General features: G+C 72.0%; 11 protein-coding genes. 9 read left to right on the top strand and 2 right to left on the bottom strand.

Annotated elements, in window-relative coordinates; translation table 11 throughout:
• Positions 1 to 86: 86 nt before the first annotated feature.
• The 6 genes from NK718_RS21895 (at position 87) to NK718_RS05095 (ending at position 9974) form a co-directional block, all read left to right on the top strand.
• The gene (locus NK718_RS21895) at positions 87 to 2405 is read left to right on the top strand and encodes an O-linked N-acetylglucosamine transferase family protein (RefSeq protein WP_254739287.1); all 2319 of its coding nucleotides are present in this window, start codon (positions 87 to 89) and stop codon (positions 2403 to 2405) included.
• Entirely contained in the window at positions 2402 to 3313 is a 912-nt protein-coding gene (locus tag NK718_RS05115; protein ID WP_254739285.1) for an NAD-dependent epimerase/dehydratase family protein, read from the top strand. Before NK718_RS21895 ends, NK718_RS05115 begins: the two co-directional genes overlap by 4 nt.
• Positions 3314 to 3414: 101 nt before the next feature.
• Complete coding sequence (locus tag NK718_RS05110; RefSeq protein WP_254739283.1) at positions 3415 to 4623, top strand: TadE/TadG family type IV pilus assembly protein; 1209 nt, start codon at positions 3415 to 3417, stop codon at positions 4621 to 4623.
• Positions 4624 to 4743: 120 nt separating this feature from the next.
• Positions 4744 to 5985 (top strand): metallophosphoesterase family protein, encoded by a 1242-nt coding sequence (locus NK718_RS05105; protein ID WP_254739281.1) that lies wholly within the window; start codon positions 4744 to 4746, stop codon positions 5983 to 5985.
• A 1-nt stretch (position 5986) separates the two neighbouring features.
• A complete protein-coding gene (locus NK718_RS05100) occupies positions 5987 to 9463 on the top strand; it encodes a YhaN family protein (protein ID WP_254739279.1) in 3477 nt (1158 codons plus the stop codon).
• 34 nt (positions 9464 to 9497) lie between these two features.
• Positions 9498 to 9974 (top strand): heme-degrading domain-containing protein, encoded by a 477-nt coding sequence (locus NK718_RS05095; RefSeq protein ID WP_254739277.1) that lies wholly within the window; start codon positions 9498 to 9500, stop codon positions 9972 to 9974.
• Positions 9975 to 9983: 9 nt separating this feature from the next.
• On the opposite strand, the gene NK718_RS05090 is transcribed toward NK718_RS05095, so the two are convergent.
• A complete protein-coding gene (locus tag NK718_RS05090; RefSeq protein ID WP_254739275.1) occupies positions 9984 to 10145 on the bottom strand; it encodes a hypothetical protein in 162 nt (53 codons plus the stop codon).
• 184 nt (positions 10146 to 10329) lie between these two features.
• On the opposite strand from NK718_RS05090, the gene NK718_RS05085 reads away from it, so the two are divergent.
• Genes NK718_RS05085 through NK718_RS05075 form a run of 3 tightly spaced genes read left to right on the top strand, consistent with a single transcriptional unit; the run spans position 10330 to position 15100 of the window.
• Positions 10330 to 12747 carry a GcvT family protein gene (locus NK718_RS05085; RefSeq protein WP_254739273.1) on the top strand — a complete coding sequence of 806 codons (2418 nt, stop codon included), beginning with the start codon at positions 10330 to 10332 and terminating at the stop codon, positions 12745 to 12747.
• Complete coding sequence (locus tag NK718_RS05080; RefSeq protein ID WP_254739271.1) at positions 12744 to 14288, top strand: trimethylamine methyltransferase family protein; 1545 nt, start codon at positions 12744 to 12746, stop codon at positions 14286 to 14288. Before NK718_RS05085 ends, NK718_RS05080 begins: the two co-directional genes overlap by 4 nt.
• A complete protein-coding gene (locus NK718_RS05075; protein ID WP_254739269.1) occupies positions 14285 to 15100 on the top strand; it encodes a phosphate/phosphite/phosphonate ABC transporter substrate-binding protein in 816 nt (271 codons plus the stop codon). The genes NK718_RS05080 and NK718_RS05075 overlap by 4 nt, the downstream gene beginning before the upstream one ends.
• Here the strand turns inward: NK718_RS05075 and NK718_RS05070 are convergent.
• The gene (locus tag NK718_RS05070; protein ID WP_254739267.1) at positions 15082 to 16032 is read right to left on the bottom strand and encodes a fatty acid desaturase; all 951 of its coding nucleotides are present in this window, start codon (positions 16030 to 16032) and stop codon (positions 15082 to 15084) included. The two genes, NK718_RS05075 and NK718_RS05070, sit on opposite strands and share 19 nt — an antisense overlap.
• Positions 16033 to 16049: the final 17 nt, after the last annotated feature.

Below are 16049 nucleotides of genomic sequence, written 5' to 3'. Positions count from 1 at the left end.
TCCCGCTCAGAGGGGCCGCCGACGTTTTCTCGGCTGGTTTTTCAGGCCATCATCCCGCCCAGACCTTTGCGATAGACCGGTTCATCGTGGACAAAACCGCTTCTTCCGACATCCAGACCCTCCTCGCCACCGCCGTCGAAGCCCGCAAGGCCGGCCGGCTGCGCGACGCCAGCGACGCGCTGGCGCAAGCGCTCGCGTTGCACGAGAGCACCGGCGAGGCCTTGCCGCGCTCGACGGCGTTCGACCTCGGCGTGCTGCTGCACAACCAGGGCCGTCACGACGAGGCGCTGGCCCACGTGTCCGCCGCGCTGGAGCGGCGGCCGAAGGACTTCGCGCTCGTCAATCTTCTCGGGGTGACGCTGAAGGCGCTGGGGCGCTTCGACGAGGCGCTTGAGCAGTTCGACCTGGCGGCCAAGCTCGACCCGAAGAGCCCGTCGCCCTGGGTGAACCGGGGCAACGTCCACCTGCAGAGGCGCGAGGGCAAGCCGGCGCTGGAGGTGTTCACGCGCCTCGCGCGGCAGGACCCGCGCTCGGCCGAGTACCAGCGGCTGCTGGCCTCGGCCTATCGCTGCCTGGGCGAGCTGGAGAAGGCGCAGGCGCGCCTCGAGGCCTCGCTGAAGCTCGACCCCAAGCAGGTCGGCACATGGCGCGAGATGGCGGCGGTGCAGGACGAACTGGGCCGCAACCCGGATGCGCTGGCCACGCTGGAGCGCGGCATCGCCGCGCTTGGCGCGCGCAAGGACCTCGTCGACGCGCAGATCATCCTGCTACGGCGCGCCGGGCGGCGGCAGGACGCCATCGCCCTGCTCGAGCGCCTGATCAAGCTCAATCCCGGCGTCGCATGGCTTCACGTGCAGATGGCCCGCAGCCTCGCCCCGGTCGACCGCGACCGCGCCAACACCCACTTCGCCGAGGCGATGAAACTGGAGCCGGCCAACACCCGCACCGTCACCGAACTCGCCGAAAGCCTCGACCGCACGCGCGGGCCGAAAGAGGCGGAGAACATCGCCGCCGCCTACGACCTCGCTCGCAAGCGGCTCGGTATGGGCGGCAACTATTTGCAGGACGCCAAGACGCTGCGTGGCATCCTGATCCGCAACGCGGACTACGAGGCCTCCGACTCGCTGGGCGAGTTCGACGCGCTCGGGACTTACTGGGCGTCGGCGGGCGAGATCGCGGCCCTGCACCACATGATGGGGCAGGTGCGCACGCCGCAGCAGCGCCGCTCCCTGGTGCGCCATCACCGCGCCTGGGCCGAGAGGCTGGAAGTGCTCGCGGCCAAGACCCCGGTGAACCGCAAGCCGGCCCCGGCGCGCCGCCCCAAGGTGCGGGTCGGGTTCATGTCGTCCGATCTGCGCGACCATCCGGTCGCCTATTTCGCGGTCGACCTGCTGACCCGCTACGACAAGTCGCGCTTCGAATTTTACGCTTATTCGTGGTCGACGAAGCCGGCCGACGCGATCCAGGACCGCATCGCGGCCGGGGTCGACGGCTTCCGGCACGTGCCGCATATCGGCGACCGCGACGCCGCCCAGCTCATCGCCGACGACCAACTCGACATTCTGTTCGAACTGGGCGGCTCCACCGACATGAACAAGCTCGACGTGATGGCGTGGAAGCCCGCGCCGCGCCAGGCGAGCTGGCTCGGTTATCCGCATTCGGCGGGGCTCTCCACCATCGACCGCATCCTCGTGGACCCGTTCATCAAGCCCGGCGATCCGGCGCTGCTGGTCGAGAAGCCGTTCCTGATGCCTCGCACCTGGGTGGCGCTGGATCAGCCGACCTTCCGGCCGATGCCCCTGGTCGACCCGCTGACGCCCGAGGAGCGCAACGGCTTCGTCACGTTCGGGACGATGAACAACCCCTACAAGATGAACGCGGCGGTGCTGGAGACCTGGGTCGAAGTGCTGCGCGCCGTGCCCAACTCGAAGTTCCTCTTCGTGCGCCCGGAGAGCGCGGTGTCCGCCTTCCGCGACAACCTCGCGAAGCGCTTCGAGGCGCACGGCGTGTCGGCGGACCGCATCCTGCACGTCGGTGTGCGCGGCGCGCACATGCCGCACTACAACCGCATGGACATTTCGCTCGACACCTTCCCGCAGACGGGCGGCACCACCACTTGCGAGACGCTGTGGATGGGCGTTCCGGCGATCACCCTGGTGGGAGAGGCGTTCTTCGAGCGCCTGTCCTATTCCAACCTCAACAATGCCGGGCTGCCGGAGCTTTGCGCCTTCGATCGCGCCGGCTACGTCGCCAAGGCGGTGGATCTGGCCGGCCGCACGGGCTGGCGCGGCGAATTCCGCCGCACGGTGCGCGAGCGCCTGCGCGCTCACCCCATCGGCAACCCCACCCTGTTCGTGCGCGACTTCGAGGCCACACTGCTGCAGTGGATGGACGAGCAGCCATGACGGACGCGCCCGCGCGGCGGGTTCTCGTCACCGGCGCGTCGGGCTTCATCGGCCGCCAGGCCCTCGCGCCGCTGGCGCGCATGGGGTTCGAGGTCCACGCCGCCGGCCGACGGGAGCTCCACGCGCCGGGCGTCGTCGCCCATGCCTGCGACCTGCTCGACGCCGGCGCGGCCCGCGCTCTGCTGCGGCGGGTCTGTCCGGACGCCGTGCTGCACGCCGCCTGGTATGTCGAACACGGGAAGTTCTGGACCGCTCCAGAGAACGCCGACTGGCGCGAGGCGACGCTGGCGCTGGGCGCGGCGGCGGCGGACGCGGGGGTTCGCCGCTTCGTCGGCGTCGGCACCTGCGTCGAGTATGACTGGTCGGACGGCGGGGCGACGGACCGCCGCGAGGGCGATGCGCTTGCCCCCTCCTTTCCCTACGGGGAGGCGAAGGCCGCGAGTTTCGCCGGCCTCTCGCGGCTGAGCGCGGAACGGGGCCTGTCCTTCGCCTGGGGGCGGCTGTTTCACCTGTTCGGGCCGGGCGAGCCCGAGGCGCGGCTTGTGCCCTCCATCGTCGCGGCCCTGCGCGAAGGGCGGCCTGCCGAGATCGGGGCGGGCCGGCAGGTGCGCGATTTCCTGTCGAGCGTCGACGCCGGCGCGGCTCTGGCGGCGCTGTGCGCCTGCGGCGTCGAGGGCGCGGTCAACGTCGCCAGCGGCGAAGGTATCGCCGTCGCCGCGCTCGCGGGCGAGATCGCCGAGGCCGCCGGGCTGCCGGACCTGCTGCGCATCGGCGCGCGCCCTGACCGGCCGGGCGAGCCGCCCCGCATGGTGGCCGACGTGACGCGGCTGCGCGAGGAGGTCGGCTTCGTTCCGGGCGCGAGCCGCGCGCGGCGGATCCGGGAGCTGCTGGAAATGCACGGCATTTGAATGAATCTCGTCAGGGGACGTTCACGCCAAGACCAAGCTTCCGTCGACGGCGGTTGTATCGCGCGCGCATAGTCTCGCCAAAGTTGAGCGAGACCCCATCCATGATCCGGTTGCCGTCACGCCTTGTCGCCTGTTTCCTGCGCTGCCAGGCCGGCGGCGCGGCCATCACCTTCGGCGTCGCCGCCGTGCCGCTCGTCATGGCGGCGGGCGGGGCGGTCGATTTCAGCCGCGCCACCGTGGAGCGCGCCGAGATGCAGGGCGCCACCGACGCCGCCGCGCTCGCCGCCGTGCTGGCCCGCAAGGTCACGGACGACCAGCGCAAGGCGGTGGCCGCGCGCTATTTCGATACGACCGACACCGTGGCGACCACGTTCACCGGGCCGACGCTGACCGTGACGGTGAACGCGACGCGGCCGATGAAGACGACCCTGCTGGCCGTCGCCGGCATGAAGACCATGAACATCAAGACGACCGCCACGGCGATCCGCAGCACCAACGGGCCGCCGGCCTGCGCCGTCGCGCTCAACAAGACCGTGTCGGGCGCGATCACCTTCCAGGGCAACACCACCTTCGTCGCTCCGAACTGCGCGATGTACAGCAACTCGTCGAGCGCCACCGCCATCAACATCCAGGGCTCCGCCTCGGTGACGACCGGCGGCTATTGCGCCGTCGGCGGCATCTCCGGGCCGGCGAGCATGGAGAACCAGTTCACCACCGGCTGCGCCGTGCAGGACGACCCCTACAAGGCGACGATTCAGCCGGCCGCCGGCAAGTGCATCAACCCACCCACCATGAAGCCCGGCGTGTCGGTGACGCTGAGCGCGGGCACCTACTGCTCGGGCCTCGACCTGAAGGGCACCGTGACGCTCAACCCGGGCCCCTACGTCATCCAGAACGGCACCCTCACGGTGAACTCCAACACCAACGTGAGCGGTTCGGGCGTCACCTTCTACCTCACCGGCAACAATTCGGGCTTCAAGCTCAACGGCGGCGGCGTCATCAACCTGTCCGCGCCCACCTCGGGCGACCAGAAGGGCATGCTGATCATGCAGAATCCGACCTCGAACCCCGGCTACGACAATACGCTTAACGGCGACGCCAATATGAAGCTTCTCGGCGCCATCTACACGCCGACTCAGTCGATCACCGTCAACGGAAACGCGGGTTTCGGCCAGTCTTCGGCCTTCATGCCGCTGGTTGCCGACACGCTGAAATTCTCGGGCAGCAGCACGCTGAACCTGGACACCACCGTCATGAAGCCCGCCGGCGACCTGCCGCGCGTGGAGAACGGCGCGCGCCTGATCAACTGACGATCCGCCCTGTGGACGACGCCGCGCGAGCCAAGCCGCGCGGCGCGTTCGTTCTGCTAACCTGAGGCCCGCTGCGGCGAATCGGGCGCGGGTCCGGTGTCGAAGCGACCCGGACCACGCATGGGCTTCACCTTCCTCCACGCCGCCGACCTTCATCTGGGCAGCCCGCTGGCCGGGCTGGCGACGAAAGACGCCGAGATCGCGGCGCGCTTCGGCTCCGCCTGCCGCGACGCTTTCTCGGAGCTGGTGAGCCGCGCCATCGCCGAGGGCGTCGCCTTCGCCGTCATCGCCGGCGACGTCTATGACGGGGAGTGGAAGGACACCTCGGTCGGCCTGTTCTTTAACCGGGAGGTCGCCCGGCTCGACCGGGCGGGCATCCCCGTGTTCCTCATCCGGGGCAACCACGACGCCGAGAGCGAAGTCACCAAGGCGGTGCCGCTGCCGGCCGGCGTCACCCTGTTCCCGTCCAGCCGCGCCCGCACCGAGCGCCTGGCCGAGCTGCAGGTCGCCATTCACGGCCGCAGCTTCGCCGACAGGGTCGCCAGCGACAATTTCGCGCTGGCCTATCCCGATCCGGTGCATGGCTGGTTCAATATCGGCGTGCTGCACACCTCGTGCGACGGGCGGCCGCCGCACGCTGTCTACGCGCCGTGCTCGGTGCAGGACCTTGCCTCGCGCGGTTACCAGTACTGGGCGCTCGGCCACGTCCACGACTACGAGGTGCTGGCCCGCGACCCGTGGATCGTCTTCCCCGGCAATCTCCAGGGGCGCAGTGTGCGCGAGTGCGGCCCCAAGGGGGCCGTGTTCGTCGATGTCGAAGACGGGCGCGTGTCGAATGCGCGCCGCGTCATCGTCGACCGGGCGCGCTGGGCCTCCGTGGCTGTCGATCTCGCCGGCGTCGATGACGAGGCGGCGTTCCGCGCCCGCGTCGGCGAGGCGCTGAAGCCCGCCTTCGACGAGGCCGCCGGCACGCTGCTCGCCTTCCGCCTGACGCTGGAAGGCGAGACGAATCTGCACCGCCGGCTGAAGGGCGACCCGGGCCGCTTCCGCGACGAGGCGCAGGCGCTGGCCGACCATTTGCGTGAGGATGTCTGGCTGGAACGCCTGCGCATCGAGACGCGGGAGCCGGCGCGCCCGCGCGTCGAGCCCGCCGACGGCGCGGGGCTGGACCCGCAGGCGCTGCTGGAGGGGCTGGAGCGCGACGAGGGGCTTCGCGCCGCCGCGAGGAAGCGGCTCGACGACGTGCTGGCCCGCATCCCGGCCGGCATTCCCGAGCGCGACGCCCTGGCGGAGGACCTCGACGGGCTGCTGGCCGACGCCCGCGCCCTCGTGCTCGGCCGCGCCGTCGAGGGCGGCGGCTGACATGCGGCTGCTCCGGCTCGACCTCGACCGCTATGGGCCGTTCACCGGCAAGGTGCTGGAGTTCCGTCCGGACGCTCGGCTGCATGTCGTCTACGGTCCCAACGAGGCGGGCAAGACCTGCTCGCTCGCCGCCATCACCGACCTGCTGTTCGGAATCCCCGCGCGCACAAGACACGACTTCGTCCACCCCATGCGGGAGTTGCGCCTGGGCGCGAGCGTCGTCGACCGCGCGGGGCGCGGGCTCGACTTCCGCCGCCGCAAGAACCGCCCCGTGCTGACCGACGCGGAAGGGGCCGAACTGCCCGACGACGCGCTCGTCCCCTTCCTCGGCGGCCTGTCGCGCGAGGTGTTCTGCCGCGCCTTCGGCCTCGACGCCGAGGCGCTGCGCAAGAGCGGCGACGATTTGCGCAAGACGGACGGCGAGCTGGGCGCGGCGCTGTTCGCAGCGGCTTCGGGCCTGCGCGGCCTCACCGAACTGCGCGCCGAGCTGGACGCCGAGGCCGATGCGATCTTCGCCCCGCGCGCCGCCAAGGACCGGAGGTTCTACCAGGCGCTGGCCCGCTACGAGGAGGCGCGCAAGGCGCTGCGCGACAGCGAGTTCCGTTCCGGACCGCTGAAGGCGTTGCGAGACGGCATCGCCGAGCACGAGGCGAGGCTGGAGGCCATCGCCGGGCGACGGGCCGCCATCGCCCGCGATCTCGCGCGGCTGGAACGGCTGCGCCGCGCCGCGCCTGTCATCCGCGCCATCGACGCCATCGAGGCGGACATGGCCGCGCTGGGCGAGCTGCCTGCCGTCCACGAGGGCTTTGGGGCGGAACTCGCCGAGGCGCTAGCGGCGCTCGAGGCGGCGCGCGAACGGCTGCGCGGGGCGGAGGCGGCCGAGGCGCGCCACGCCGCCAACGCCTCCTCCATCGCGGCGGACCCGGGTGTCCTGCCTCACGGGGATGAGATCGACCGCCTCACCGGCCAGAGCGGCGCCTGGGAGAAGGCGCGCGCCGACCTGCCGAAGGTGCGATCCGAAGCCGACGCTTTCGACGCGGAGCTGACGGCGCTCGCCGTTCGGCTCGGCCTACCTGACGCGGACGCTGTGATCGCCGGCCAGCCCAGCGACGCGGTTCGCGCCGGCGTCGAGGCACTGGTGGCGGAAGGCGAGCGCCTCGCGGCGGCGCTGGCGGCCGCGCGGGCCGCCGAAGAGCAGGAGGCGGGCACGCTGGCGACGCTGCGGCGCGAGCGCGAGGCCCGAGGCGGCCTGCGGGAGCCCGGGCCCGCGCGCGCGGCGTTCGCCGCCTTCGCGGAGCCGCTGAAGCGGGTGGACCAGATGTCCGGCCTGCGCGAGGAGGTCTACGCGGAGGCCGCCGAACTGGCGTCGGAGGCGGCGCGGCTGTCGCCGCGCGTCGCCGACCTCGCGGCGCTGGCGGACGTCGCCTTGCCCTCTCTCGACGTCATCGAAGCCGCGCGCCGCCGCCTCGCCGAGCGCGACGGCGACATCAAGCGCGCTGCCGAGGCGCTGGCCGAGACGCGGCGGGAGGCGGCGCAAGCCGAAGCCGGCCTGGCGGCTCTGGAAGCGGGGCGGCCGGTGCCCAGCGCCGAACGCATCGCCGCCGCCCGGGCGGCGCGCGAGAGCGAATGGTCGACGCTGCGGGCGTCGCTGTTCGGCGAGGCCGACGCGCTCGCCCCCGCGACGCTGGCCGGCGTCGTCGCGCGCTTCGAGCGCGAGGTCGCGGAGGCCGACAGCCTCGCCGACGCCGCCGTGGCCGACGCGCAGCGGGTCGTGGAGCACGCGCTGACGCGCCAGCGCCTCGACCGGGCGCTCGGCCTGGCGCGCGACCAGGAGGCGGCGCTCGCTGCCCTGCGGGCGGAAAGGGACGCGGACCTCGCGGCGTGGGCGCAACTGTGGACCCTGAGCGGTGTCGCGCCCGCCGCGCCTGCGGAAATGCTGGCGTGGCGCGTCGAACTGGGCGTGCTGCTGGAGCGTCACGCCCGCCTCTCCGGGCGGCGCGCCCGGCTAGCGGCGATGGAGGACGACGCCCGGCGGCTCGACGCGCCGCTGGCGGCGCTGGCCCGCGACCTCGGCCTACCCCCCGTGCCGGACCTGCCCGCCACTCTCCAGGCGAGCCGCATCGAGGCCGAGATCGCGCGCATCGCGGATCTCTGGACCGAAGCGCGCGAGGCCGAGGCGCGGCTGGCCGATACCGAGGCGCGCATGAAGGACGCAACGGAGCGCGCCGCCGCCGCCGCACAGCGTCTGGCGGAGTGGGGCGAGCGCTGCCGCGCCGCCCTGCCGGCGCTGGGGTTGCCGCCCGACGCCGGCGTCGCCGAAGCCCGGGCGGCGCTCGACGCCTGGAAGGAAGCGCCGCGCGTCATCGAAAACCGCGCCGACCGGATGCGGCGCGTCGCGGGCATCAGGCGCGACATCGCCGCCTTCGAGAACGCGGTCGCCACCCTCGCGTCCGCGCTCGGCGCGGAGGCGGCTGGCCTGCCGCCCGACGCGACGTTGCGCGGCCTGGGCCAAAGGCTGGCGCGCGCCCGCGAGGCCACGGCCCGGCGCGACGAGATCGACAAGCAGCTTGCGCAGGCGCGCGGCGAGCGCGACGCGGCGGCCGGCCTGCTGGCCGAGGCGGAGCGCGCCCTGGCCGAGCGCGCCGGTCGCGTCCACGCCGCGCCCGGAGACGACCTGCCCGGCCTGGCGCGCCGGCTGGCCGATCGCGACCGCCTCTCGGCGAAGCTGCGCGAGCGGCGGGACCAGCTCGCGCTCGAGGCCGACGGCGTCGACGAGGCGGCCCTGCGCGAGGCGCTGGCGGGGCACGATCCCGACGCGACAGACGCCGCGCGTCGCGCCCTCGCCGACGAGGACGAGCGGCTCGATGGCGAAGGCAAGGAGGCCTTCGCGGCGCTCGACCGCGAAAAGCGGCGGATGCGCGAGCTGGAGGAGGGCGGCGGGGCCGAACTCGCCGCCCAGCAGCGGCGCGGCGCGGAAGTCGAACTGGTGACGGCGGCGCGGGAATGGGCGGTGCTCAGCCTCGGCGCGCTGATGCTCGGGACGGCGGTGGAGCGGCAGCGGGCCGGCCGGCAGGCGCCCCTTCTGGCGCGCGCCGGCGCGCTGTTCTCGACGGTGACAGGCGGGGCGTTCGTCGGCCTCGGACAGAGCTTCGGCGACGACGACGCGCCGCATCTGGTCGGGCGACGCGCCGGCGGGGACGAGGTGGCGCTCGCCGACATGAGCGAGGGCACCCGCGACCAACTTTATCTGTCGCTGCGCCTCTCCTTCCTGGAGGACTACGCGCAGCGGGCCGAGCCCGCGCCCTTCGTCGGCGACGATCTCTTCGCCAGCTTCGACGACGAGCGCACGGAGAACGGCCTCGCGGCGCTGGCGGCGATCGGCGAAACCGTGCAGCCCATCCTGATCACGCATCACCGGGCGGTGGTCGACGCCGCCCAACGCCGGCTCGGCGGGGCGGTCGACATCCTGGCGTTGTAGAGGCAAGGTCCTGCTCGACCGACAGGAGGCATGAATGGCCGACAGCCCCACCACGACCGCGCTGCTCGACGAGGAAGCGGAGCTCCAGTTCCCGTATTTCAACGCGGACGTCGCCTGGCGCATCGGCGTTCTGCTGCGGGAAGAGGCGGCGCTGGGCAATCTGCCGGTCTCCATCGAGGTCGCGATGGGCGGGCATCCGCTGTTCTTCTGCGCGATGCCCGGCGCGTCGCCCGACAATGCCGGCTGGGTGCGCCGCAAGCGCGCCACGGCCGAGCGCTTCCTGCACAGCTCGCTCTACGTGACCCAGTTGTGCGTCGAGCGCGGGCGGGGCTTCGAGCGCTACAGCCTGCCGCCGCAGGACTACGCCGCGAGCGGAGGCAGCGTGCCGGTGTCGGTGCGCGGCACGGGCATGGTGGGGACGGTGACGATCAGCGGACTGACGCAATACGAGGACCACGCGATGGCGGCGCGGGCGATCCGGACCGTCATCGCGGAACTCGAACGGGCTTGAGCGCAACCGTTACAGGCGCGGAACGAACGCGCCCGCGATGGCGCCGAGCAGCAGCAGGATCGTGGCAAGCCCGAACAGGCTGAGAGTCGAACTGTCGTAGCACATGTCCGACACCGTCAGGGCGCTGCACACCTTCTGGCCGATCGTTTCGATGAATCCGTAGCTCCGCATCGGGGCCTCCCCGAAAGCTGACACCGCGATTAACATAACGCATTCTTAACGAGCGCACCAGAATGGGACGGCGGCCCCAACGGTCAATGTGTCGCGAGCGTTAACGCGAAAGCCGCTTGCGCCCGCCCGCGTCCTCGTCGCACCGTGGCCCTCCGGCCGGCTTCGGCCGGGGGAGGACGCTGGGATGAAGACGCAGGCGCGCGTTGTCGTGATCGGGGGCGGCGTGGTCGGCGTCTCCGTGCTGTACCACCTGGCGAAGATCGGCTGGACCGACGTCGTTCTCGTCGAGAAGTACGAACTCACCTCGGGCTCCACCTGGCACGCGGCCGGCGGCGTGACGACGCTGAACTCCGACGCCAACGTCTCCCGGCTGCAGAAATACACGTTCGACCTCTACCGCGAGCTGGAGCGCGCCACCGGCCAATCCTGCGGCATCCATCACAACGGGGGCATCTACCTCGCCGCGACCGACGGGCAGATGGACTTCCTGCGCCTCATCCACTCGCGCGCCCGCTATCTGCGTATGGACACGGAGCTGATCCCGGTCTCGGAAGCTAAGCGCCGCAACGTGCTGATCGACGAACGCCATTTCAAGGGCGCGCTCTGGCGCGAGGACGGCGGCCACGTCGACCCGTGGCTGGTGACGCAGGCCTATGTCGCCGCGGCCCGCGCGATGGGCGCGGAGGTGTATCGCTACACGCGCGTCACCGGCCTGAACCCGCAGCGCGACGGCTCCTGGGAGGTCGTCACCGACAAGGGCGTCATCCGCGCGGAGCACGTCGTCAACGCGGGCGGGCTGTGGGCGCGCGAGGTCGGCCGGCTGGTGGGCCTCGAACTGCCGGTGCTCGCCATGGAGCACCACTACATCCTCACCGAGGCCGTGCCGGAACTCGCCGGGCAGGAGCGGGAGATCATCAACACGACCGATTTCGCCGGCGAGATCTACCTGCGCCAGGAAGGCCAGGGCGTGCTGCTCGGCACCTACGAGCAGAACTGCCGCGTCTGGTCGCCGCGCGCGACGCCGGACGACTTCCACAGCCAGCTCCTCCCGGACGATCTCGACCGCATCGCGCCCGAACTGGAGAACGGCTTTCGGCACTTCCCCGCCATCGGGCGCGTCGGCGTGCGCAAGGTCATCAACGGGCCCTTCACCTTCTCGCCGGACGGCAACCCGCTGGTCGGCCCGGTGCGGGGGCTGCCGGGATACTGGAACGCCTGCGCCGTCATGGCCGGGTTCAGCCAGGGCGGCGGCATCGGGCTCGTCCTGTCGCGCTGGATCGCCGAGAACGATCCGGGCCAGGACGTGCTGGCCATGGACTGCGCGCGCTATGGCCTGTTCGCGACGCCCCGCTACACGTCGATCAAGGTGCAGGAGAACTATCGCCGCCGGTTCCGCCTGCTCTACCCCAACGAGGAGATGCCGGCCGCGCGGCCGTTCCGCCGCACGCCGGTCTACGACCGGCTGAAGGCGAAGGGCGCTGCGTTCGGCGCCAATTTCGCGCTGGAGGGCCCGCTCTGGTTCGCGCCGCCGGGCGCCGAACCGGTCGAGACGCCGACCTATCGACGCTCCGAGGCCTTTCCCCACATCCGCGCGGAGTGCCACGCCGTGCGCACCGGCGTCGGCATCACGGAGATCTCCAACTACGCGAAGTACGAGGTGCTGGGCAAAGGCGCGCGCGCCTGGCTGGACCGCGTCTTCGCCTCACGCATTCCGCGCCCCGGCCGCATGGGCATCGCCCCGATGCTGAGCCCGCGCGGGCGCGTGATGGGGGACCTCTCGATCGCCTGCGTCGCCGAGGACAGGTTCCTGATCGTCGGCTCGGGGTTCGCCGAGGCGTTCCACATGCGCTGGTTCAGCCGCGCCGCGCCGCCCGACGACGTGATCGTGCGCAGCGCCTGCTCGACGCTGACCGGCTTCGCCCTGTCGGGGCCGAAGGCCCGCGACGTGCTGGAACAGGTCGCCGACTTCGACGTGTCGCGGGAGGGCTTCCGCTTCTTCGCGGTGAAGGAGGGCGCGGTGGGGCTGTCGCCGGCGCTGGTCCAGCGTTGCGGGTTCACCGGAGAGCTCGGCTACGAGATTTGGGTCACGCCCGACTACCAGCTCCAGCTCTACGAGGACCTGCTGGCCGCCGGCGAGCCGCTCGGGCTCGCCCATTACGGGGGACGGGCGGTGTCCTCCCTTCGGCTGGAGAAGAACTACGGCTCGTTCAACCGCGATTTCCGCCCGGACTACACCCCCGCCGAGACCGGCCTCGACGCCTTCGTCGATTGCGACAAGCCGGCGGACTTCACCGGCAAGGCGGCCGTGGCGGCGGAGCGCGAGCGCGGACCGGCGAAGCGCTTTGTGGTGTTCGCGGTCGACGCGCCGCACGGCGACGTGGTCGGCTACGAGGTCGTGCTGAAGGACGGCGAGGCGGTGGGGCACGTCACCTCCGGGGCGTTCGGCCACTGGGTGGGCCAGAGCCTCGCCGCCGGCTACGTGCCGGCGGAGCTGGCGCGCGACGGCGAGGTCTTCGCCATCGACATCCTCGGCGAGGAATGCCGGGCGGTGGTGACGTCGCGCCCGCTGCACGATCCCGATGGCGAGAGGCTGCGGGCATGAGCGACGGCGAAGCCCAGCCCGCCCTCGGCCGCCGGCGCGAGCGGCAGCGCGGGCACCGTTCGTCGGGCCCCTCCGACGCGCCGCTGCCGCGGCTCGTCAACCGCTGGGCGCCGCTGGAAATCCTCGACGCCGAGCAGGTCGAGCGCATCGTCGACGCGGCCTATCGCGTGCTCGAGGAGGGCGGGCTGGAGATCCGCTCCGCGAGGGCTCGCGAGGTCTACGCCCGCTACGGCGGGATGGTCGACGAGGCGACGCAGATCGTGCGGCTCGGCCGCGACGTGGTGGAGGCGCACCTGGCGCACGCGCCGGAGCGTTTCGTGCTGCGCGCCCGCGATCCCGCCCGCGACCTGCATGTCGGCGGCAATGTCGTCAATTTCGGCCCCGTCGCCGGCGCGCCGCACATCACCGACCTCGAAAAGGGCCGCCGCTACGGCGACATCGCGGCGTTTCGCGACATCATCAAGGTCGTGCACCGGCTGGGCATCGTGCATTGGCAGGGCGGGGTGGTGGTCGAGCCCGTCGACCTGCCGGTGCCGACGCGCCACCTCGACATGTACCTCGCCCATATCGAATGCTCGGACGTGGTGTGGGCGGCGCGCGGCGTCGGCGCGCCGCAGGCCAGCGACGCCATCGCCATGTCGGCCATCGAGCACGGCATGTCGGTGGAGGAACTGGCGGAGCGGCCGACGCTGCTGACCGTCACCAACGTCAACTCTCCCCGGCGCGTCGACGAGGAGATCCTGGACGGCATCATGATCATGGCGGCGCACGGGCAGTGCGTCGTCATCACGCCGTTCACGCTGATGGGGGCCATGGCGCCGGTGACGCTGGCCGGCTCGCTGGTGCAGCAGACCGCCGAGGCGCTGGCGATCATCGCGCTGTGCCAGATGGTGCGCCGCGGCGCGCCCTGCGTGATGGGCGGCTTCACCTCGAACGTCGACATGCGGACCGGCTCGCCCGCGTTCGGGACGCCGGAATTCGTCCACGCCACGCTGGCGACCGCGCAGATCGGGCGGCGGCTGCGCCTGCCGGTGCGGGCGAGCGCCGTCAACGCCTCGCCCACCGTCGACGCCCAGGCGACCTACGAGACGGCGTTCTCGCTGCACGCCTGCATCATGAGCCACAGCCACCTCATCAACCACGCGGCGGGCTGGCTGGAAGGTGGCCTTTCGGCCTCGATGGAAAAGATTATCGTCGACGCCGAGATGCTGCGCGGATGGGCCGAAATCCTCAAGCCTGTGAGCTTCAACGACGACGACCTCGGCGTCGAGGCCATCAAGGCGGTCGCGGCGGGCGGGCATTTCTTCGGGTCGCCGCACACGCTGGCGCGATACGAAACGGCGTTCTACCGGCCGCTCCTCTCGGACTGGTCCAGCTTCGAGAACTGGCGCGACGCGGGCGGCCGCAGCGCCACGGAACGTGCGCTCGCCCTCTGGAAGAAAGCGCGGGACGAATGGACCCCGCCGCCGCTCGACCCGGCGATCAGGGAGGCGCTGCACGCCTACGTGGCGCGCCGCGCGGCGGAGATCACCGGCGCATGACCGGCCTCGTAATGAACGCGCGCATGTACGCGGTGACGCCGGAGGTCGAGGCGGCATGGCGCGGCGTGCTCGAGCGCGTGACGGCGGAGGCCGGGCTCGCCTTCGAGTACCTGCCGTACCCCGCGCCGCAGCCGCTGGAGGATTTGTGGCGGCGGCCGGATCTCGGCTGCGCCTTCATGTGCGGCTTTCCCGTCGCGCTGCGCCTCGCCGACGTCAGGCCGCTCGCCGCGCCGATCCCGTCGCTGGACTGGGCGGGCGGACGGGCGGTCTATCGCTCCGACCTGATCGTCCGGCGGGAGGCGTCGTTCCGGACGCTGGCGGACACGTATGGCGGCGTCGCCGGCTGGACGGTCGAGCACTCCCAATCGGGCTTCAACGCCTTTCGCCACCGCCTGCTGCGCGACCGCTCGGCAGGGCGGCCTTCCCTGTTCCGCGAGGTGCGCGGTCATCTCGTGACGGCCCGCCGCATCCTGGATGGCGTCGCCGACGGCAGCATCGACGTCGGCCCGCTCGACGCCTACTGGCACGCGCTGCTCGCCCGCCACCGGCCGGAGCTGACGCGGCCGGTCCGGGTGCTGGAATCGACGCCGCCGACGACCGCGCCGGCCTTTGTCGCCGGCCCCGCGCTTCCGGACGAGGCGGCGGCGCGGCTCGCCGCCGCGTTCGCGCAGGCGTCGTCACGGCCATGGTTTCCGCCGTTCGGCGAGACGCTGCTGCTGAGCGGCTTCGCGCCGGTCCGTCGTGAGGACTACGCCGTCACGCTGGCGTGGGACGAAGAGGCGCGGGCGGCGGGCTACCCGGTTCCGGCCTGAGACTCGGCCCGCGTCGGCGCGCGGCCGCGCGGATGCACCGGCGCGTCGTGCCGGCGGAGGAAGAAGCGGCGGAACACGTCGGCGTAGCCGTCATAGACGAGCCCGCCATTCTCCTCGAGCAGTGCCTCGCGATGCGCCGCGTACACCTCGGGCAGCCGGTACCAGGGCAGGGTCGGCCAGCGGTGATGCACGACGTGAAGATTGTTGTGCAGGAACAGCAGCCCGAACACCGGCGCGCGCTCGACGATGGCGGTGCGCTGGTCGACATGGTCGCGCGCCTTGTGTTCCGCGAACGAGCGCACCAGCGCCAGCGACGTGCCGCAATAAACGAAGCCGACCGCGTATTGCCAGAACGGAAGCCCGCACACCCCGACCGCCCAGCCGAGCAGCGCGGCGACGAAGATGGCGTGCCAGATCCAGACGCGCAGCACCTCTCCGTCGCGGCGCGCCACGCGCCATTCGTCGCGCCAGAATGCCGCCATCGACCACGCCGGGCCGACGATCAGCCGCCCGAGCAGCGTGGTCTGCGCCAAGATCAACGCGCGCCCCAGCCGGCCCAGCCGCGCCCACTGGTCGGGCGTGACGTAGCGGCTTTCGGGGTCGTCGAGCGGATCGGTCAGGCGCTCGTCGCGATGGTGCGCCAGGTGCGACGCGCGGTAGCGCTCGAAGGGCAGCCAAAGCCAGATCGGCGGAGTGGCCAGCGCCGTGTTGAGGTCGCGCAGCCGGGTCGGGTGGCCGTGCAGCGCCTCATGCTGGGCCGAGCCCCACCAACTCGCGGTCCATGCGGCCAGGGGCATCCACAGCCAGAGCGGGAAGGCCGCGTGAAACCAGGTGAGCGTCAGGAAGGCGGCGTAGATGGCGGCGAACACCGCCAGCGTCGGCCATTCGACGGCGGGCAGCTTCCGGACGGGCTGGACGGCATCGAGCGACATGGCGCGGCGTCACGCGG

It is taken from the genome of Alsobacter ponti (assembly GCF_024294805.1).
GTDB classification, from domain to species: domain Bacteria; phylum Pseudomonadota; class Alphaproteobacteria; order Rhizobiales; family Beijerinckiaceae; genus Alsobacter; species Alsobacter ponti.
This window is presented reverse-complemented; position numbering and strand designations above follow the sequence as displayed.